Here is a 19,522-nt window from a genome sequence, read left to right as displayed (position 1 = left end):
ATGAGGAAGGGTCTCTTTTTTGCTAGAGTCATGAACTGACAAAAGACTACCAAAAAATAATCAGAATATTTGTCATTTTTACAGAAAAACGGTTAAGATCATTGTAACTTTTCACGCAAAACTTTCGTTTATACTTGAGGAGAGTTTGACGTCATGTCCGAGAAAGGGGCAGATATAAGGATGAAATGGCTTCGCAAACGGAAGCAGGCTGACGAGGTCGAGGCTAACGAGGCAACCCCAAATCTCGCAGTGCATAATCAGGACGAGACAGTTGCGAATAATGAGGCGAAATACATAGACGACAAAAAAACATCTTCAGAATGGCCTGAACGTGCGGTTCCTGTCGCTACAGATGAACCTATCCTCGAAGTTCGCGGTGTGGAACGAACCTTCCAAGTGGGCAGTGAGAAGCTTCATGTCCTGAAAGGCATCAATATGCAGGTTAACCCAGGTCAGTTGGTAATGCTGAAAGGTCGTTCCGGTTCAGGGAAAACGACTCTTCTTAACATGCTCGGCGGTCTGGACCTGCCTACAAAAGGCGAGATTTATTTTCGAGGAGAGGAGCTCTCATCTTGGAGCGATAACAAGCGCACCTTTACAAGACGCAATGATATCGGATTCATATTTCAGGCGTTTGCTTTGATGCCGTTGTTATCTGCATATGAGAATGTCGAGCTGTCGCTGCGTATGGCGAACATTCCGCGTCATTTATGGAAGGAACGCGTACAGCATTGTTTGGAATTGGTTGGTCTCGGAAAGCGAATGAAGCACCGTCCGTTCGAAATGTCCGGCGGTGAGCAGCAGCGTGTTGCGATTGCGAAGTCGATCGCGCATAAGCCTCTGCTGCTGCTTGCAGATGAACCTACAGCAGAACTTGATTCACAGATGGGTGCACAGGTCATGGGAGTATTCCGGCAAATTATACGTTCTGAGAAGATCGCAATCTGTATGACAACCCACGATCCTACAATTTTGGAGGTAGCTGATCATGTTTATGAAATGGTCGACGGAAAATTCATCTCATAAGGCAGTAGATAAAAGGAAGAAGTGGCGCCGCTCCGCGCTGATATTGATGTGCGGGGTCATGATGCTTACCTCTGCATGTTCCTTGCTTCCAGATGAGGAACAAGAAGAGACACTGCCGACAATTACGCCGCCAGCAATCTCGAAGAAGCCCGAATATGATGTTATGAAGGGCGAATGGATATCTGATGTGAAGGCAACAGGGAAGGTAATGTCGGAGCAGGAAGAGACGTTCTTCTTCACGCTTGATAATAAGCCTGTCAAGGATGTAAAGGTCAAGAACGGCGACAACGTAAAGGCAGGTCAGGTATTGGCAGTACTTGATGTTGAAGAAATGCAAAGGGACCTGCGTTCAAAGCGGAGAGAGCTTCGCAAGTTGGAAGTGAAGATGAAAGAAACGCTCCGCCAGAAGGATGAGATGGATCCAATTCTATTCGAAGATGAGCAAATCGCATACGAAGAGGCTCTCGAAAAGATTGCGGAAGTAGAAAACGATATTGCAAAAGGATTGGTTACTGCTCCATTCGCTGGAACGGTCGTTAACGTCGCTGCGAAGAAAGGGAATATGACGAAGAAGTATGACCCTGTCGCGACAATCGCCAATACATCCCGATTGGTTGTTACGGTGGATGTACCGAAGGATGATTTGAAGAAAATTGCCCCTGGAATGGATGTTGAACTAAGCATTAATTCGACAGGCAAAATTTTAAAAGGAAAGGTTAAGGCGCTTCCTGCTCCTACATCAGACAAGGACAACGGAGGGAACAACAACAACAACAATCCGGGCGGGGGCAATATGCCTGAACAGGATCGGATTGATAAATATGTAACGGTGACATTGAATGATAAGCTGCCTTCTACAGTAACGCGTGGATCCATGCTTGGTGCGACCATTATTACGAAGAAACGGAGCAATGTTGTCTATATCCCGCCATCCGCACTTCGTACGCTTGGTGCTAGAACCTATGTTCAAGTCGTTGATGACAATGGAAAACGTGAGGTTGACGTGGAAATCGGTGAACAGGATGCAACGAGATTGGAAATCAAAAAAGGACTTGAGCCTGGACAGAAAGTAGTGGGTCGCTAATGGGCATTCCTTTGTTGCGGTTTCTATTCCGGAAAATGTGGAATACCCGCTGGCTTACGTTCAGCACACTTCTAGGGCTCATTGTGGCTGTATCCTTTACAGTCAGCATTCCGATGTATGCTGATGGCGCCTTGAAGCGGGTTGTCTCGAAGACATTGGAGGACAATAGTTCAGCGATGCCAGCCGGCTCGTTGTCAATCAAGTACCAGGCGACAGGTGGAACTAAGACGGATCCGAAAGAATTAAAGGAAGTTGATCGATACATACGTGAGGATGTGAAGGCGCAGGTTGGGTTTCCAGCTCAAATCTTTGTCAATGCGCGTTCGCTCCGAGGAACAGAAGTTTACCCTGTAGATCCGAGCAAGGTTGATGCCAGCCGGGTTCGAACGATGACGCTTGGCTCTTTATCCGATTTGAACGACCGAGTAGAGTGGACACTGGGTAAGGAATATGAAGATGGCGAGCAGAATGGGACATTGCAGGTTGTCATGATGGAGGAAGCCATGTACCGTAATGATCTCCATATTGGTGACGAGCTTGAATACCCAGTAACCGGCACGGATACCGTGCTGAAGGTGAAGTTGGTAGGTACTTTTAAGCCGAAAGAAGATACGAGTGCTTATTGGTTCCAGGGCTTAGAAGGAATGATGAATTCCTTGTACGTCTCACCGGCAACGTTCGATCATTTGATGGAACAGAAAAAGCTGCCGATCTCTGTATCCAGCTGGTATTATGCGTTTGATCTGCGCGAGGTAAAGACAAGTCAGTTGTCCTCACTTAGCTCTATGCTGGAACGCTTGAATATTGATTTGTACCAGAAGCTGAAGGGAACGCAAGTGGAGATTTCCTTCGCGAAGGTATTGAATGAATTCCGCAGTCAGAGCGTACAGTTGCAAATGATGCTGTTCACGCTTGCTGCACCGATGATTGCAATGGTGTTCTATTATATTGCGATGAATGCAAGTCAATCGCTAGAGAAGCAGCAAAGTGATATTGCTGTGCTGCGAAGCCGTGGAGCAAGTACGCGGCAAATTATATGGCTTTATCTATTGGAAGGAATCATTCTCGGCTTGTTGGCTCTGGCATTGGCCCCTATATTCGGCTGGTTTATGGCGAAGTCAATAGGCTCAGCGAACGGCTTCCTGGAGTTCGTAAATCGGAAGTCTATTCCGGTAGGATTTACGACAGATGCTGTTTTGTTTGGCGTGGCTGCAGTTGTCATTGCCTTGTTCGCAAGCATTATACCAGCAGTAGTCTTCGCTCGTTCATCTATCGTGAACTTGAAGCAGAAGATGGCACGATCAGACCGCAAGCCTGTATGGCAGCGCTGGTTCCTTGATGTCCTGCTGCTGGGCTTGGCGGGTTATGGCTATTACCTGCTTAATGAGAGACAGTTGTTGACATTCCAATCAGGAGTGAGCTCTGATCAGCTGCAAGTACAGCCATTTCTATTTTTTGTGCCGGCACTTGCGATTTTTGCGTGCGGACTGTTCTTTTTACGATTGTTCCCGCTTATTCTTAAAATCGTGCAGTGGATTGGCGGAAAGCTGCTGCCAGTTCCACTATATTTGACGCTTACGCAGTTGTCCCGTTCTGCCAAGACGTATTATCCGCTTATGATTCTGCTTATTCTTACACTTGGTCTAGGTGTATACAATGCGTCAGCAGCTCGTACGATTGACATTAACTCGACAGAACGCACCTTGTACAAATATGGTACAGACGTCGTTATCCAGACGGTATGGGAATCTGAACAAGAGATTATTAGAGATAAGGATAAAGGCAAAGGAAACAATGGAGGCGGAGGAGGAGGCAATCCAGGGCAAGGTGGTGGTGGCAACCAGCCGCCGAAGGCGGGCAAGACGATCTACACGGAGCCGCCGTTCGAGCTCTTCAAGAAGATGCCTGGTGTTGAGGGAGCCGCACGTGTGTTGAAGACGAAGGGGAATGTAATCATTTCCGGACGTTCGATTGGTCAAGGTGAGATTATGGGAATCGACAATGTCGACTTCTCGAAGGTAGCCTGGTTCCGTCAGGACTTGTTCCCATCCCATCCGTTCCACTATTTGGATGCACTAGGGAAGTATACGGAATCCGCTGTGATTATCCCGAGCAATGTCGCGAAGCAGTATCAATTGAAGGAAGGCGACATCATCTCCATCGGATTTGGGGAGCAGTTGGTTGAATTTGTAATTGTTGGTGTACTACCATATTGGCCGAGTATGTATCCGGACGAGAAACCGTTCTTTATTGCGAACTTAGATTATATTTATGATCAAGTACCAATCACACCGTATGAGGTATGGTTGAAGATGAAGGACAAAGCACCGCTAGGTCCTGTCCTTACAGAACTGCAAAAGAAAGGGATAGAAATATTCAGTAGGACGGATGTACGAAGCGAGCTTGCAACACAGAGCAAGCATCCTACCCGGGGCGGCGTATTTGGCATTCTGAGTATGGGCTTCTTAATATCCGTCATTATCTCCTTGATTGGATATTTGTTGTTCTGGTTCTTTAACTTGACAAGACGTGTGCTTCAGTTCGGGATTTTGCGTGCAATGGGGTTGTCGCGCAGACAACTAACCGGTATGCTGCTGCTGGAACAGCTATTTACAGCAGGGCTTTCTATCCTGCTTGGCATTTTGCTTGGGAAGGTGGCGAGCCGCTTGTTCCTGCCATTCCTACAGACGGCAGAAAGCTCCAAGATGCAGGTGCCGCCATTCCGGATTGTATTTGAATCACGAGATACGATCCAGCTGTACATCGTCGTTGGCGTGATGATCTTTACTGGGGCGACCTTGTTGTTCATGCATATTCGTCGTCTACGTGTCCATCAAGCCGTGAAGATGGGAGAGGAGCGTTAATCGGTGATACATTGTGAAGGGCTAGTTAAAATTTTCAAAACAGATGATATTGAAGTTGTTGCCTTGCAAGGGCTGAACTTGTCTGTTAAGCAAGGCGAGCTGATGGCGATTATCGGCAACAGCGGCAGCGGGAAATCGACACTTCTGAACATACTCGGCGGGTTGGATCGGCCATCCGCCGGCTCCGTTCAGGTAGGGAAGTGGGATCTGCTTAAAATTTCGGATAAAGAGCTTGTTGAATACAAGCGGGATACTGTCGGATTTATCTGGCAGAACAATGCGCGCAACTTGCTTCCTTATTTGACGGCGTTAGAGAATGTTGAAGTGCCGATGATGCTGGCCGGCAAGATGGATCGCAAATATGCAAAGGAACTGCTTGAATGGGTTGGGCTAAGTCATCGCATGCACAATAAGCTGCAACAGCTATCAGGCGGTGAGCAGCAGCGGGTGGCCATTGCGATTTCACTAGCGAATCGCCCACAAATGCTGCTTGCCGACGAACCTACTGGATCTGTGGATACGCAGACATCAGATATGATCATGAATATTTTCCGCCGTATGAGTAGGGAATTAGGGGTAACAGTGGTCATCGTAACCCATGATTTGTCGCTTGCAGGGAAGGTGGATCGTGTCGTTGCCATACGTGACGGCTTAACTAGCACAGAATTCATCAAGCGTAATCCGAATTTGGATGCTGGTGGAGGTGAGGAAGGATTCGGGCTTCAGGATCATCATGAAGCCTACGTGGTAGTTGATCGTGTCGGTCGATTGCAAGTGCCAAAGGAGTATTTGGAAGCTCTCGATATTCAAGACAAGGCATCGATGGAATTAGACGGAGATAAAATTATTATCCGCACACCTAAGGAATTGGAGGAGTAACCAGATGAAAAAAAACTGGGTACGTAAATTATTAACAGTTACACTGGTATTGACGATGATCATCCCAATGCTGGCTGCATGTACGAACAAAGATGAGGTTGTTCCAGGACAAGAGCGAGTATTGCGCATTGGCATGCAGTATGGAGGATATGACGACACCTATTTCCGTCAGCAATGGACGGATACATTTGAAATTACACACAAAGGAATCCGTATTGAGCTTGTACCAGCACTTGATGGTGCAGATATGCGATATGATAATTCCGGAGATCCGAAGAAACAGCCGGATCGCTATGAAGCGATGAAAAAACTGCTGAATTCTGCGAATCCAGTTGACATCATCGTCACGGATTCGTTCCAGTTCCGCAAGCTTGTGGAAGAAGGAATGTTGAAGCAGCTTGATCCGCTTGTACAGAAGGACAGTATTGATTTGTCTGACTTTGTACCAACGGTTATTGATGGGATAAAAGCAATGGGAGACAACAGCTTGTATGGTCTTTCGCCTACATTCTCCTCAAATGCACTGTTCTTCAACAAGAAGCTTTTCAGTGATGCAGGCATTACACCGCCAACTGATAATATGACATGGGATCAAGTATTTACGCTCGCAGCTAACCTATCGAAGGGTGACGGAGCAGATCGCAAGTATGGTTTCAGCTTCAACCGTTATAGTGGTTCCGATGTGTTTAGCGATATGATGAATTTATATATTACGCCATTAAATCTTCGTATGTTCGATGAAAAAGGCGAGAAGATGACGGTAAACACGCCGCAATGGGAAAAAGTATGGACAACGGTAAGTGATCTGGCGATCAAGAAAATCGTCCCACCTGCCAACAGTACTGAAATGCCTGTACAAACGCCGGAAAATGAAAATCCGTTCGGACATGATAACTTCCTGTCAGGGAAGGTAGCTATGGCGATCGGAGACTATAATTACATTAATACGGAATTGTCGGATGCCATGAAGAATGCTGACAAAATCAAAGGCTTTACGAAATTTGACTGGGATGTTGTAACCATGCCATCACACCCGGAATCTCCAGGTGTATCTGGCGGTTCTCAGCTGTATAATATTTTTGCAATCAATCAAAAAGCAGCGAATCCAGACGATGCTTGGGAATTCATGAAATTTATTAACAGTGAAGATTGGGCTAAGCTTCGTTCCCGCAGCAGTTGGGAAATGGTATCTCGTCAAAAGTACATTAAGCCTAAGGATGGCACTAACATTAATGTCAGTGCGTTCTACAAAACAAAGCCGGTCCCTCCTACAAAGACGGATATGGAGAAGTTCATGATGGACGGAAGCTACTGGCAGATCAATCAGCTTGGTACGGAGTTGATGCAGCAAGTGATCGAGAAGAAGAAATCAGTTGCGGATGCCTTGAAGGAATGGGAAACAAAAGGGAACCAAATTTTGATTCAAGCGAAAAAGAATCCGAACGGTAATGATACTCCTCCAGGAAACGTATACAAGGGTTAATCATCGTAATGCAGGAAGAATCGGTGGCTCCAAGTGAGCTTGCCGGTTCTTTTTTGCACGATTGGGGAATAGTAGGGGAAGGGGAGGGAGCTGATGACAAGAAGAGGGTGATAAAGTGCACTGGGTCTATTGGGGCAAGTTGTACGATTCCAGATTTCAAGCTCGTTGTTTGCAGCAGCGTCTGGAGCATGATGCTTGGATTTATGGATATGAGGCAATGAAGGAGATTGAAGTATATCGATCACGTAGAGGAAAATACGGGGTACGATTTCTTCCTTAGCCCATCATGTACAACTTATTCAAACATTTTTAATTTTTCTCTTGACTGAACATATGCAACTATTGTATAGTAATACTTGTCGCTGCTGAAGAAGTTCAGCTGCTGAATCATATCGCGGGGTGGAGCAGTCTGGTAGCTCGTCGGGCTCATAACCCGAAGGTCGTAGGTTCAAATCCTGCCCCCGCAACCAAACCTCATGAAATTGCAATGGTGAGGGCCCTTAGCTCAGTTGGTTAGAGCGGTCGGCTCATAACCGATTGGTCGGGGGTTCGAGTCCCTCAGGGCCCACCAATTCTAATTTCATAGATACAAAGTTTTGTAAAGTGCATCTTTCATCATCAGTTCTAGCAGTTTGCTAGATTTGCATGAGATAGGTGTTTTTTTATTATTGAGGATCTAAGGGAGCCCGCTTTGCAACGTTTTGCGGAGGGGCTTCCTTTTTTGTGTCGCTATTTTCTTTTTTGCAACGCATCGTAGGCATCGAGGACATTTTGGAGTGCAGCCTTTTCTTTTTTTTTGTTATCGTACGGTCATCATAATAAGTATCGCCTTCATGGCGAATGATGGTTTTCTTTGATTTAATAATGGCGCGAATCATTGAGATATCTGATTCAGATGGAGCGACATCGGCCCATTCCCAGATTCAGGTATTATTATCTCGGATGATCTCATCACTATTAGGGAAGATGGAATAGGTCTTATCATCGACTTTCAATGCGTACTTCTCGATGAACAGCCAATTTTCAGCTTCGTATTGAATACGCAACCGCAGCCAAGATATATTTGCTTCTTTCCCTATATATAAGAAGAAACTGTTCTCATTCGCATAGTGAGGTGAAGTTTTGTCATAATACCAGGTAATACTTTTGACTTCATCTACACTTTTTCTCATCTTAGATAGTGCTTGCGCCAAGCGCTTTTCTTCCGCCGCTTGTTTACGTTTTTTCTCCAACTGCTCGGCCTCGATCTTCTTACGCTCTTTTTCTTCAATTTGCGAAATCAATGTTTTGGCGATGCCTGCTTCCTTGCTTCCGGGATGTTTCTTCATTAAAGCATTTAGTTTGTCCTTTGCGTTGCCTAATGCCCCTTTAGTAAGACTATCCTTTGCTCCGGCAAGCATGCGGTCAGCTCCATTTTTGATATCATCGATTTCTTTCTTTAACTCGTTAATTGTACCTTTCAATTGTATATTTTCTTGTTGCAGGTTTCTTACTTTAGCGGTCAGGTTCTCGTTCGCAGATACCATATCGTCATATGAGGATTGCGAGATGCTAGAACAGCCTGAAAGGAGTATGAAAGAAACACATAGTAGGCTAGTCATTCTCTTCACTGCCCGGATCCTCCTAAATTGTAGTAGTTCTTTTGTACGACAAAAGCCAAATATTCCAATGAAAATAATGGTAACAAAATTGGTGTGAAGATAATTCAATAGGAGGAAAAAGGCCAGATGATGAATGTTCAATTGCGAACATTCACATTGATAAATTTATTGTTGACATCATATGAAGGCGTATGATATATTATATCTTGTCGGTTGCGATGTACAGTGTTTTGAAGCGAAAGTGGATGAGCAGCTTGTAGTGCGCAATGATGCAGCATATTGAACCACATGACGATGTGGCAAATATGCCGGGGTGGCGGAATTGGCAGACGCACAGGACTTAAAATCCTGCGGTAGGTGACTACCGTACCGGTTCGATCCCGGTCCTCGGCACCACGTATTGATGATGAGAACTCCTTTCCTGTTCAGGCCTTGAACAAGTGAGGAGTTTTTTGCTTTATACTCTTTTTTAATATGAAATGTGAAATGATTTGAGGATTACATAATAATCGTAATAGACTAATAGATACCAACATGGAAGGGGAATGTACAGTGGGAATGCATGTACAGAATGATTGGGCGGAATTGCTTCACGAGGAAGTTAGACAGCCATATTTCAAGCAGCTGTGGGGCTGGCTTCGAGAAGAATACAAGCGTGCAGTCATTTATCCGCCATATGAACTTATATTTTCTGCATTGAATGCGACGTCCTATGCGGATACGAAGATTGTCATCGTTGGGCAAGATCCTTATCATGGGCCAGGACAAGCTCATGGGTTAAGCTTCTCCGTTCAACCGGGTGTTAAGCTGCCGCCTTCACTTCAGAACATGTTCAAAGAGGGCGCAGCAGATGTTGGTCTGAAGATGCCGAACAACGGAAGCTTGCTGCACTGGGCCAAGCAAGGCGTCCTCATGCTTAACACAGTACTGACCGTCGAACAAGGACAAGCAGCATCACATCGCGGGAAGGGCTGGGAGAAGTTCACCGATCGTATCATTCAATTGTTGAATGACAGAGATCGCCCAATCATATTTGTTCTATGGGGAAGCCATGCACAAGCGAAGGCGAGCATGATTGATTTGTCAAAGCATTATATTGTACAAGCGCCGCATCCAAGTCCATTGTCTGCACATCGTGGGTTCTTTGGGAGCAAGCCGTACTCGAAAATTAATAATAAGCTGCGCGAATGGGGCGAGCAGGAGATCGACTGGCAAGTCCCTAATATCTAAATAAGGAATAGGCGTCATCGTGAACTGCTTTCATGGAATAGTAAGTTGTTGTATGCTTGTAAGAAGGTGTGAGCGATATACTATGAAAGTGGTTCAATGGGCTGCCGATCATTCAGGAAAAAAGTCTTCTCTAGTAATTGACATGGTAATATATTGATGTTATATTAAATTTGTTAATAAACATGATCTGTTAGCTCAGCTGGGAGAGCACCATCTTGACAGGGTGGGGGTCAGTGGTTCGAGCCCACTACAGATCACCATACTATAAACGTCAAAAGCCTTGATTATCAAGGCTTTTTCTATTTCTATTCCTTTGAACAGTGCAAACCTGCAGCAGAATCTTCTTTGCTCAATGAAAGTGATGCGACAGATGATACAAAACCACTATATTGTCAACATCATGCATTAAGAAAAATCAGATCAATGATATAGTTTAATATAACTCATTCTCTGCCTATTTTATTGATTTCTCTGGTGATCAAGTCCGTCATGCCTTGTTTGCAGGGGAAGCGAGTGTGTGTGCCTCGAAATATATATTATTACAAGACCAAGCATCTCTCATTCGTATCTAACGGGTGATGGATGCTTTTTTATTTTGTTCGTAATTGCAAGAACTAAACTTGCAACTGCTTTCATATAGTGAAGGTATAACGAATGTTTCGCTATTGAATGGGGACAAGCGGAGGAGGTTGGGTTATGGGAGCCGAATTGAGTGTATGGATAATCGGTGTGTTCGGGATCGTAGCGGTTGTCTGTTGGTTTTTATCCAAGCTTCTCATCTTTGATAGTACAAAGCATGATGAGCAATTTGTATGGCTTCGCTCAGTTGAAGAGGATGCCAGCAAGAAGGAATGAAGTCATGAGCAAGGGCATGAGATGTTTAAGGGATTAACTTTACGGTGAGAATAGGGGCTATATCGTGAAGTTATTAGTGTTGTTAGCGGGGGTAGCAGCATGCGTAGACGATGGAACGTAATAGGCGTGGTAATGTTGGCCGGAATCATCACGGGCGTCCTGCTTGTTGGGCTTAGTATGAACGCTGTCGACGCAAGTCGCTTCTATCCTGGGATTGATCCTGTAGAGAAGAAGATACCGATCTATGAGGATGTGTATGGTAAGCCAATTATTGAGGAAGTGTATGAGCCCTAGAGTATAACCATACAAGTGGCCGACAGCCCTAGAGATCCTAAGGATCTCCAGGGCTGTTTTCTTCATAAATGTCGTTCATTATGCTTCATTAATCTGTGTTGGATGAATGATTGGGCTGCCTAGCTGTGCTGTCTATAGGCTCTTCTGCATCCCATTTACGTGCGTAGGCTTTCTTCGTCACGTAGAGAAGCAGAAGCACCATGCCTACTACCATGACAACAACTGCGATTACTGTAGCCAGTATCGGATCCATCGTGTACCCCCTTGCTAATGTAAGCGTGTCCGTTATTGCAACTATACATGAATTTCATTTTTTTGTATAATATAAATTCGTTTGCAGCAGCTAAGATATTATACATAATCGCTGTTGCAACATTTCATTCGGAGGTGAGCGGGAGTGGCTGCTGAAATCATTGAGGTTAAGACACAGGAACAACTGGACGAGTGTATTGCGATACGAAAGGAAGTATTCGTTGCTGAGCAACATGTACCGGAAGAAGAAGAATGTGACGAGTACGATAACTTGGATGCTCCGGCCTTTCACGTCCTGCTGATGTCAGACGGACAGTACGCTGCAACAGGACGAGTGAAGCTGTTGGATGAATTCACTGCTAAGATGCAGCGTATTGCAGTAAGAAAGCCATTCCGCGGGAAAGGGATTGGAAGAGTTTTAATGGTAGGTCTGGAGCAAATCGCCCGGAAACACGGTGTGGAGAAATGCGTGCTGGACGGTCAGTGCCAAGCGGAAGGGTTCTATCATTCTTTAGGGTATGAGACAGTGTCAGAGGAGCCATTCTTGGATGCGGGTATTCCTCATATTCGCATGGAGAAGAAGCTGTAATTCGTTGTACCGATTTTCGGTTCATAAAAGTTGTGGGTTATGGACACTCTACCTAACAAACGCATCTAATGTAGGATGTATATAGTTAGGAGGATGATGTTCGCATGTCACAGCGAGAATCCATTGTAGCTGTTCAGAAGAATGGGGATGGGGATCTAACGGCGTTCCAAACGAATACAGGCCGAATCTTAAATTACGAGCAGGCTCTTCAAGCCGTGCAAAATGGAGAAATTGCGGGTGTGAATGCCTTCAAGGGAAGAGACGGCGGTACTTATCTTCGTGGAGATGCTGATGGTGATCCAAGCAACAATCTGGATAACTTGCCGACTTTCCAATAACGGTATAGAAGACATAACGAAAGAGCACTTGCAGCGGCCAAATTGGGTCGTTGTAAAGTGCTCTTTGGTGTATTATTCGATTGTATAGAGCTGGTGTTGATCGACAAAGGACATGGCGCCAGTATGCCCTTCGTACTGCGGCCGTTCATCTCCATAGTGCATGAGGAAGGTAAGCTTCTGCAGTGTATCTGGAAGCGTCAAGAGCTCTGCCAATGTCGCATGAACCTCTCCATTCCCACCTAATTGACAGTCATGGAAGATAATGGTTACTCCACGCTGTTCAACTAAGCGGTGAAGCAGTTCCGGCTGGAACTGCATATCAGCGCTGTAGAAAAAATGATTGTTGATAAGAAGAGAGAAGCTGCGCTTGCCTTCAATATGTGGAGTCTCTAATAATTCGACGGTAAGACCCGCTGCAATGTCATAGGGCTGCCCTGGCTCAATTGCATGTACATCGAATACATCCTCTAAGCAGCTTATTCCCTCCTGGGTTAGTCCACCCTTCAATGTATGCTCCCATAATACGGATACGAGTGGAGAAGCTATGTACAGTTTTGGCTTACGTCCATATTTGAACTTCATCTGGAAGGCCAATTCTTCTAATCCCCCAACATGATCAGCATGAATATGAGAGATAAGAACACCATCGATGTCAGAGAATGACTTATTCAAATGGTGTAGAGCCATCGGTGCCGTAATTCCACAGTCGATGAGCAGTGTGAATCCACCAGAGTAAAGTAATCCGTTGTTATTGAAGTATGATTTGGCAAATGCACTGCCTGTCCCTAACATTTGTATGTGAAGGTTCATCTTCATCCTCCTATTGGCTGACAAGGCTAGAATTACGCCTATACTGTACCATGTCTGGGATAAATGCACAAGCAAAGGCAGCGCAATCTGCATAATGTGCAATAATCAGGTTCGGCCGGAAGCGGCAGGCAACGTGAAATGCACATGAAGCGGGTGAAGGGCATGACGAAGGGGAAGGGCAAAAAGAAGACGAGTCTTCAGTCTGGTCGTGAACAGTTCACGATGAAAATAGTAACTTCAGATCGGTGTGAAGCGTGTAAGACACCCTGCACGCGCGGGATGGATTATGTGGAGCGGATGTCTCAGCCAGGCGCAGTTGGAAATGGCGTTCCCTGTATCCTAACTCGTACCAAACTGGGCGGCTAATTATCCCTACCCTACACAATAGGGTACATGTTCCCGGGGTGATAACATGTCTGTTGCACACCCAATCATTTCCCGGGACATAATGGATTTCCGGATCGCGCGAATCACCTACAATCGTCTTACCTATTGAACAATGGGGGGATCGTGATGCAGTTGGAGATTGTATGGAAGGGAAATGAGCATACCAATTCGAGTGATCGCAAGGGGGAGATCCCTGCAATTATTGTGAATCATATTTCTGCTCAGAGCTTAACGAGTCTAGATGCATGGTACACATGTCCTGACAACAAGATTTCTTCAGCTCATTTTGCAGTGTCCAAGAATGGGACAATTCATCAATATGTATCCATTGAGCGAATGGCATTCTCACAAGGACTAGAAGGAGAACGAATTGCCTTAGCGCCTGCTTTTGTTGTACGTGAAAAAGGAATGAATCCTAATCGATATGCGGTATCAATCGAGCATGAAGGAATGGACGGGCTGCTGACAGACGAACAGTATCAGGCATGTCTTCGTTTGCATCGTTATATACAACGATATGTAATGGAGAAGTGGGGACATTGGATCTCCTTGGATTATGAACATGTGTTGGGACATTTTCAGATCGATGCCATAAGAAAAGCGAACTGTCCAGGCCCTAACTTTCCATGGAGCCGGTTATATGAGGATATGAAGGAAGGGTGAGAGCATTGCTGGCATACCACAAGTTTTTGCGGGTGAAATAGTTCATGGCTTTGTTCATGATAGTATGAATGCACGTGAGAGTTATTTGCGAATTAGGCGCAACTCTAAAGCATGATTGGAGTATAACTTTACAACAAAGAAATTTGGGGGTAACGAGATGAAATGCAGGAGACTTGCAGCATTCGTTCTGCTTGGTTCTATTGTGGGTGGAGCGTATGCATCGGCACAGACAGATGTCGCACCTAGTTCTGCGCAAGCCGCTCCAGTGGCTGAGAAGATTGATGTTGTTCTGAATGGGAATGCGGTAAATGAAGGCGGGTATATGATAGATGGACGTGCTTATTTGTCTGTACGACAAATACAAGAAGCACTTCAGGCATTTATATTCTGGGATGATGCCAATAAGAAGGTTGTAATTGACAAGCCTAATGTGGACTTGCTGCTGTTCAAGGACAATAAAACATTTGGCAAAGTCGAGACGGGGAAGACCTCATTTACAGTATTCGTCCAAGTCGACAGTTTGCAGTCGACAGTTGATGCGATCAAGATTACGATCACAGATCCGAAAGGGAAGACAACGGAGCTTCAGGAATCGAGTGTTCCAACAAATGAAGATAATTTCTGGTTCCGTACGAATGAGCATAAGTATGATTTCAAGGCCAAGGGCGACTATATGATCTCTTGTTATTTGAGACAGAAGAATGGTGAATTCACCCTTATATCGCAGAAAAAGTTGCCTGCAATATCTAAACTTTAGCTTTCGGTTATTATACATACTGAAGCGAGTAGGCGTTCGTTGACCTCTTTCGCAGAAAGTGGTACGATACGTGAGTATAACCACTACCTGAACATAAAGGAGATTTACTCATGAGCGAACATAACCATGATTGCGGATGTGGACACGATCATGATCACGACCACGATCACGATCATGAATTGATTATTACAATGGTAGACGAAGACGGCAACGAAATCGACATGACGATGGTCGAGACGTTCAACGTCGACGAGCAGCTATATGCACTTCTTCTCCAACGCAACGATCCAGAAGCGGACGGCATTATCGTACGTCTGGAAGAGCAAGGTGAAGAAATGGCAATGCTTCCTATCGAAGATGACGCTGAGTGGGAACGCGTACAGCAAGCATACAACGAATTGGTAGCTGAGCAAGGCGAGTAATTCATTCGCTCTGCCAATATACAGGTATAGAACAAGCTCCGGAGAATTCCGGGGCTTGTTCTTTTTTTGAGCATGATTCCGTTCGGAGTGGATCAATTGGGATATTCTTATAGATGCTCTTATTTGCGTGGATTGTAATACATAATTCTACCGTTGAACAGCGTAAGTTCTGCCTTCCACTTTTTCGCCAAATATTTGCACAACTCGTTTCCTTTGGCCTTGTCTCCGTGAGTGGCATCGTCAGGCAGAACCATTTGGACGTAGCGGCGGAAGTCCTCTTTCTCACCAACACCAAATACGATATGTCGATATAATGGATTGGAACCTTTTAAATAGAACCATTCCTGCTCTTGCCCAGGCTTTGTTTCAATTGTATATGGAAAGGCAGCCTCGGCATAATCCCAGCCTAATTGTTCTCCGGTTAATTGGGTTTGTTCCCGGTAATGGAGAAGTTGGCCCTTCAATTCATCTAATGTAATGGACGCAACCTCCGAACCATCGACAAACGTAATGAATGCGCTTTGACTCATCGAATCTATCCTCCCCTTGGGACATCTTCTACTTATAGCACGAATCGCTTACATCATACCATTTGACTGAATGTGATGGCAATATTTACATGGAATGAAAGTTCGAATCTTGTTCTAGGAACGCGATTTATGTTATACTCGATCGTATAACCATTAAATGGTTTGTGTTCTTGGAAAAGGATATCCCGAGGAGGTGTGCGATGTTTGACCATTTGTATGAAGTTTCGGAGCAAGCAAATGTTACCTTTGTCGGTTGGGCCACAGAACAGATTCGTTATGATTTCGCACTCATTTATTCCGATCATTTTATCGGTAAGACATTAGTTGTATGTATGCAGACTGGTCGCTCGACATTATTATGTGCGGATGATTTGCGTCCAGAAATTCTCCAAGTCAAATTCAATTTGCCTCATGCTGAGGCGGCAAGTGAAGCGGCGCAGCTGTTGCTTACGCGAATACATCCACTCGAGGTGCAGGATCAATACTGAATGATCCTGCAGAGAATGAATACAGGGTGCCCCATATCGGGGCACCCTGTATTGTGCATTAGAAGATCGCGCGTTCCTCACGAATAACCTTAACAAATTCAATATTGCGATCTTCTGGTCCCTTAACCGGAAGCCCAATATCGACGTGATCACGAATATAATTGATGTTTTCTTGCGAGATGACTTCGCCTGGAAGCAAGATCGGAATGCCAGGCGGATAAACGTATATAAATTCTGCAATAATTCGTCCTGCAGACTCCTTAAAAGGTATGACCTCAGTATCCGCATAGAAGGCATCGCGCGGAATGAGGGACAACTGCGGAATCTCCGGAATTTTGACGACGAGCTCCTGTACTTCATTGCGTTCATGGTGAAGACTGGACAAGTCGCGCAATGCGCGGAGCAGAATGTCGATCGTCTCCTTGGAGTCGCCCGGCGTGACGAGACAGAGAATATTGTACATATCGCTCAGTTCGACTTCGATGTTGTAGTGCTCCCGCAGCCAGTTCTCCGTTTCATAACCGGTTATCCCCAAATGGCGGACATGAATGGTCAGCTTCGTCGGATCATAACTGTAAGTTGCTTCTCCGCCGAGAATCTCTTCGCCAAAACAGTAAAGGCTAGGAATTTCATTAATTTGCTGACGGGCAAATTCGGCCAGTTCAATGGTGTGTTCCGCCATTTCATGACCGTTAAGAGCCAAGTTGCGACGGGATGTATCCAAAGATGCCAGCAATATATAGGAAGTGGAAGTCGTTGTCAGCATGCTGAATATGGTTTGTACACGCTGATGATTTACGAGTCCATTTTTCGTATTTACATTAAGCACAGAACTCTGGGTTAGGGAACCGCCCAGCTTATGCACACTTGTCGCAGCCATATCGGCACCGGCCTGCATGGCTGACATCGGCAGCTTTTCGTGGAAATGAATAAGAACACCATGTGCTTCATCAACAAGTACAGGAATATCGTAAGAATGTGCTAAGTCGACAATCTCCTTCAAGTTCGCGCAAATCCCGAAGTACGTTGGATTAATGACGAGCACTGCTTTCGTATCTGGGTGTTTCTCCAAGGCTCTGCGTACCGAGCTGGTTGTGATGCCGTGATCGATTCCTAAATTCGCATCGCGCGCTGGCGAGACGAATACAGGCTTTGCACCGGCGAAAATAATGGCGGACATGATCGATTTATGAACATTGCGTGGAACCAGGATTTTATCTCCTGGAGAGCATACGGACATAATCATTGTCATGATTGCGCTGCTTGTGCCTTGTACGCTGAAGAGCGTATAATCGGCACCTAGTGCGTCAGCAGCAAGTTGCTGCGCCTCGGCGATGACGCTCGTAGGCTGGTGCAAGTCATCAAGCGGAGCAATGTTAATCAGATCTATAGAGAGCGCCTGATCTCCGATAAAGCTTCGGAATTCTGCATCTGTCCCTGCGCCTTTTTTATGACCTGGAATGTGGAACTGCACCGGATTATTGGAGGCATGTTCCGTAAGTGCGGTAAATAAGGGCGTCCGATGATGGTTCATCGCCGTATCACAACCTTTCATGTTGGCAATCTACTAAGCTGCGCATGGCGTGTCCTGCGCAAACAAGGTTTAGTTTAACAAAAACGACCCGGAATGCAAGATCTTTTTCCTCTATAGTAGGGGGGGAGCATGAATAAGTATTCGCACTTTATTCATTTTCGTTTCAAGGTATGGTGTGATAGGATGTACATATCGGAGGGAATTGTCATGAAAAAGAAAATGTCCGTTGTCATGTTCATGCTGATGATGGTGTTCATTGGCTTCGGTATCGTGATTCCGGTTCTGCCTCGAATGATAACGAATGCAGGCGCCAATGAATTTCATTTGGGGCTTATGCTCTCGATCTATTCATTAATTGCGTTCGTGGTGTCTCCAATATGGGGAGCATTGTCGGAGAAGGTTGGTCGGCGTCCCATCATCCTTATCGGGACTCTCGGGTTCAGTATAAGTTATCTGCTGTTCGGATTAGCGAATGGTGAGCTTTGGATGATGTATGTTTCCCGCGCATTGGGAGGCATCTTCTCTGGTGCTGTAGCTTCAGTTATTGTTGCCTACGTCGCCGATATCACGACACCTGAGCAACGCACGAAGGGTATGGCCTTTGTTGGAATGTCGATTGGGCTAGGTTTTACATTTGGGCCAGCCTTTGGCGGTATTTTAAGCAGATACGGTTATAATACGCCTTTTTTCGCAGCTTCAGCATTGACATTTATCACATGCGTGCTAGGCTTCGTATTACTTAAGGAATCGCTGACTCCTGAGGAGCGCAAGGGAAGCCGCGAATCGGCTCCTTCACGCTGGACAGCCTTTACGGGACGAATGAAGTATTTGTATGTATTGTCCTTCTTTGTTACCTTTACGCTGGCAGGATTGGAAGCGACGCTATTGTATTTTGAAGCAGCTAGAATCCCAGGAATTACAGAGGAGCAGATCGGATACATGTTCTTCTTCTGTGGCCTTTCAGGTGCGCTTGTTCAAGGTGGGGTTGTAAGACGCTACATCAAGAGTGGAGGAGAGAAGAAGGCGATTGCGGTAGGTCTGATTATTTCTGCTGCAGGATTTTTGCTGCTCTTGTTGTCCTCAAGTGTTGTCGACGCAACCATTTACTTATGCGTGTTCGGTATCGGCAATGCCTTGATCCGCCCGTGTGTAACTTCATTGATCACACAGAAGACGACGGTTAGCCAGGGTGTTGCTTCAGGTTTGAATTCTTCGATGGACAGCTTTGGCCGTATTACAGGGCCGCTGCTTGCCACGGGGCTGTTCGGATGGAACATGAATCTTCCTTACATAATCGGAGCAGTCTTATGTGTTGCTGCGATTTGGCTTCTCATCCGCTTTGCTGTGCTGGATCGAAATCAGACGGCCGCGAACACAACTGCATAAACAAGAACATGTGCAAAAACTGCGCTTGGCGATTGCTGGTTACGTAATCG

At 45.5% G+C, this 19,522-nt stretch carries 22 protein-coding genes and 4 tRNA genes; 21 read left to right on the top strand and 5 right to left on the bottom strand.

The annotated features are described in order from the left end of the window. The first annotated feature begins 153 nt into the window (after positions 1-153). The 8 genes from BLS15_RS10145 (at position 154) to BLS15_RS10115 (ending at position 7,907) form a co-directional block, all read left to right on the top strand. Positions 154-1,026 carry an ABC transporter ATP-binding protein gene (locus tag BLS15_RS10145; protein ID WP_021256726.1) on the top strand — a complete coding sequence of 291 codons (873 nt, stop codon included), beginning with the start codon at positions 154-156 and terminating at the stop codon, positions 1,024-1,026. Beyond that, complete coding sequence (locus BLS15_RS10140; RefSeq protein WP_021256725.1) at positions 989-2,110, top strand: efflux RND transporter periplasmic adaptor subunit; 1,122 nt, start codon at positions 989-991, stop codon at positions 2,108-2,110. Before BLS15_RS10145 ends, BLS15_RS10140 begins: the two co-directional genes overlap by 38 nt. Continuing rightward, positions 2,110-4,974, top strand: a complete 2,865-nt coding sequence (locus BLS15_RS10135; RefSeq protein ID WP_028531258.1) for an FtsX-like permease family protein — start codon at positions 2,110-2,112, stop codon at positions 4,972-4,974. The genes BLS15_RS10140 and BLS15_RS10135 overlap by 1 nt, the downstream gene beginning before the upstream one ends. A 3-nt stretch (positions 4,975-4,977) precedes the next feature. Further along, complete coding sequence (locus BLS15_RS10130) at positions 4,978-5,853, top strand: ABC transporter ATP-binding protein (protein WP_021256723.1); 876 nt, start codon at positions 4,978-4,980, stop codon at positions 5,851-5,853. Positions 5,854-5,857: 4 nt separating this feature from the next. After that, on the top strand, positions 5,858-7,336 hold the full coding sequence (locus tag BLS15_RS10125) for an ABC transporter substrate-binding protein (RefSeq protein WP_021256722.1): 1,479 nt from the start codon (positions 5,858-5,860) through the stop codon (positions 7,334-7,336). 115 nt (positions 7,337-7,451) lie between these two features. Further along, complete coding sequence (locus BLS15_RS28940; protein ID WP_175400557.1) at positions 7,452-7,616, top strand: hypothetical protein; 165 nt, start codon at positions 7,452-7,454, stop codon at positions 7,614-7,616. A 113-nt stretch (positions 7,617-7,729) separates the two neighbouring features. Further along, positions 7,730-7,806 (top strand) — tRNA-Met (locus tag BLS15_RS10120). A 24-nt stretch (positions 7,807-7,830) separates the two neighbouring features. Further along, positions 7,831-7,907 (top strand) — tRNA-Ile (locus BLS15_RS10115). 352 nt (positions 7,908-8,259) lie between these two features. Here the strand turns inward: BLS15_RS10115 and BLS15_RS10110 are convergent. Next, a complete protein-coding gene (locus tag BLS15_RS10110; protein WP_090511319.1) occupies positions 8,260-8,946 on the bottom strand; it encodes a hypothetical protein in 687 nt (228 codons plus the stop codon). 298 nt (positions 8,947-9,244) lie between these two features. Here BLS15_RS10110 and BLS15_RS10105 point away from each other — a divergent pair. The 5 genes from BLS15_RS10105 (at position 9,245) to BLS15_RS10090 (ending at position 11,316) form a co-directional block, all read left to right on the top strand. Further along, a tRNA-Leu gene (locus BLS15_RS10105) sits at positions 9,245-9,333 on the top strand. 156 nt (positions 9,334-9,489) lie between these two features. After that, on the top strand, positions 9,490-10,167 hold the full coding sequence (locus tag BLS15_RS10100) for a uracil-DNA glycosylase (protein WP_028531257.1): 678 nt from the start codon (positions 9,490-9,492) through the stop codon (positions 10,165-10,167). 184 nt (positions 10,168-10,351) lie between these two features. Further along, a tRNA-Val gene (locus tag BLS15_RS10095) sits at positions 10,352-10,427 on the top strand. Positions 10,428-10,863: 436 nt separating this feature from the next. After that, positions 10,864-11,022, top strand: a complete 159-nt coding sequence (locus BLS15_RS28935) for a hypothetical protein (RefSeq protein ID WP_155987172.1) — start codon at positions 10,864-10,866, stop codon at positions 11,020-11,022. A gap of 99 nt (positions 11,023-11,121) precedes the next feature. Beyond that, complete coding sequence (locus tag BLS15_RS10090) at positions 11,122-11,316, top strand: hypothetical protein (protein ID WP_021256718.1); 195 nt, start codon at positions 11,122-11,124, stop codon at positions 11,314-11,316. A gap of 88 nt (positions 11,317-11,404) precedes the next feature. On the opposite strand, the gene BLS15_RS28930 is transcribed toward BLS15_RS10090, so the two are convergent. Further along, the gene (locus BLS15_RS28930) at positions 11,405-11,569 is read right to left on the bottom strand and encodes a hypothetical protein (protein ID WP_162833935.1); all 165 of its coding nucleotides are present in this window, start codon (positions 11,567-11,569) and stop codon (positions 11,405-11,407) included. Between the two features lie 144 nt (positions 11,570-11,713). Here BLS15_RS28930 and BLS15_RS10085 point away from each other — a divergent pair, with 144 nt between their 5' ends. Both BLS15_RS10085 and BLS15_RS10080 read left to right on the top strand, forming a co-directional pair. Then, positions 11,714-12,157 carry a GNAT family N-acetyltransferase gene (locus BLS15_RS10085; protein WP_021256717.1) on the top strand — a complete coding sequence of 148 codons (444 nt, stop codon included), beginning with the start codon at positions 11,714-11,716 and terminating at the stop codon, positions 12,155-12,157. 104 nt (positions 12,158-12,261) lie between these two features. Further along, positions 12,262-12,495 (top strand): DUF3892 domain-containing protein, encoded by a 234-nt coding sequence (locus BLS15_RS10080; RefSeq protein ID WP_021256716.1) that lies wholly within the window; start codon positions 12,262-12,264, stop codon positions 12,493-12,495. Positions 12,496-12,567: 72 nt separating this feature from the next. Here the strand turns inward: BLS15_RS10080 and BLS15_RS10075 are convergent, their stop codons facing one another. Then, positions 12,568-13,305, bottom strand: coding sequence for an MBL fold metallo-hydrolase (locus BLS15_RS10075; RefSeq protein ID WP_028531256.1), 738 nt, complete (start codon positions 13,303-13,305; stop codon positions 12,568-12,570). A 162-nt stretch (positions 13,306-13,467) separates the two neighbouring features. On the opposite strand from BLS15_RS10075, the gene BLS15_RS10070 reads away from it, so the two are divergent. From BLS15_RS10070 to BLS15_RS10055, 4 genes are all read left to right on the top strand, one after another. Continuing rightward, entirely contained in the window at positions 13,468-13,671 is a 204-nt protein-coding gene (locus BLS15_RS10070) for a hypothetical protein (protein WP_028531255.1), read from the top strand. 147 nt (positions 13,672-13,818) lie between these two features. Then, positions 13,819-14,355 carry an N-acetylmuramoyl-L-alanine amidase gene (locus BLS15_RS10065; RefSeq protein WP_021256713.1) on the top strand — a complete coding sequence of 179 codons (537 nt, stop codon included), beginning with the start codon at positions 13,819-13,821 and terminating at the stop codon, positions 14,353-14,355. A gap of 157 nt (positions 14,356-14,512) precedes the next feature. Further along, positions 14,513-15,112, top strand: a complete 600-nt coding sequence (locus BLS15_RS10060) for a stalk domain-containing protein (protein ID WP_021256712.1) — start codon at positions 14,513-14,515, stop codon at positions 15,110-15,112. Positions 15,113-15,222: 110 nt separating this feature from the next. Continuing rightward, positions 15,223-15,534, top strand: coding sequence for a DUF1292 domain-containing protein (locus tag BLS15_RS10055; protein WP_021256711.1), 312 nt, complete (start codon positions 15,223-15,225; stop codon positions 15,532-15,534). A gap of 119 nt (positions 15,535-15,653) precedes the next feature. Here the strand turns inward: BLS15_RS10055 and BLS15_RS10050 are convergent, their stop codons facing one another. Next, complete coding sequence (locus BLS15_RS10050; protein ID WP_021256710.1) at positions 15,654-16,064, bottom strand: DUF1885 family protein; 411 nt, start codon at positions 16,062-16,064, stop codon at positions 15,654-15,656. A 200-nt stretch (positions 16,065-16,264) separates the two neighbouring features. On the opposite strand from BLS15_RS10050, the gene BLS15_RS10045 reads away from it, so the two are divergent. After that, the gene (locus tag BLS15_RS10045) at positions 16,265-16,552 is read left to right on the top strand and encodes a DUF3055 domain-containing protein (RefSeq protein WP_021256709.1); all 288 of its coding nucleotides are present in this window, start codon (positions 16,265-16,267) and stop codon (positions 16,550-16,552) included. Between the two features lie 58 nt (positions 16,553-16,610). On the opposite strand, the gene BLS15_RS10040 is transcribed toward BLS15_RS10045, so the two are convergent. Then, positions 16,611-18,086 carry an aminotransferase class I/II-fold pyridoxal phosphate-dependent enzyme gene (locus tag BLS15_RS10040; protein WP_028531254.1) on the bottom strand — a complete coding sequence of 492 codons (1,476 nt, stop codon included), beginning with the start codon at positions 18,084-18,086 and terminating at the stop codon, positions 16,611-16,613. Positions 18,087-18,293: 207 nt separating this feature from the next. Here BLS15_RS10040 and BLS15_RS10035 point away from each other — a divergent pair, with 207 nt between their 5' ends. Next, complete coding sequence (locus BLS15_RS10035; protein ID WP_028531253.1) at positions 18,294-19,472, top strand: tetracycline resistance MFS efflux pump; 1,179 nt, start codon at positions 18,294-18,296, stop codon at positions 19,470-19,472. Positions 19,473-19,522: the final 50 nt, after the last annotated feature.

The organism is Paenibacillus sp. cl6col (genome assembly GCF_900102125.1).
Classification (GTDB): Bacteria; Bacillota; Bacilli; order Paenibacillales; family Paenibacillaceae; genus Paenibacillus_B; species Paenibacillus_B suaedae.
This window is presented reverse-complemented; position numbering and strand designations above follow the sequence as displayed.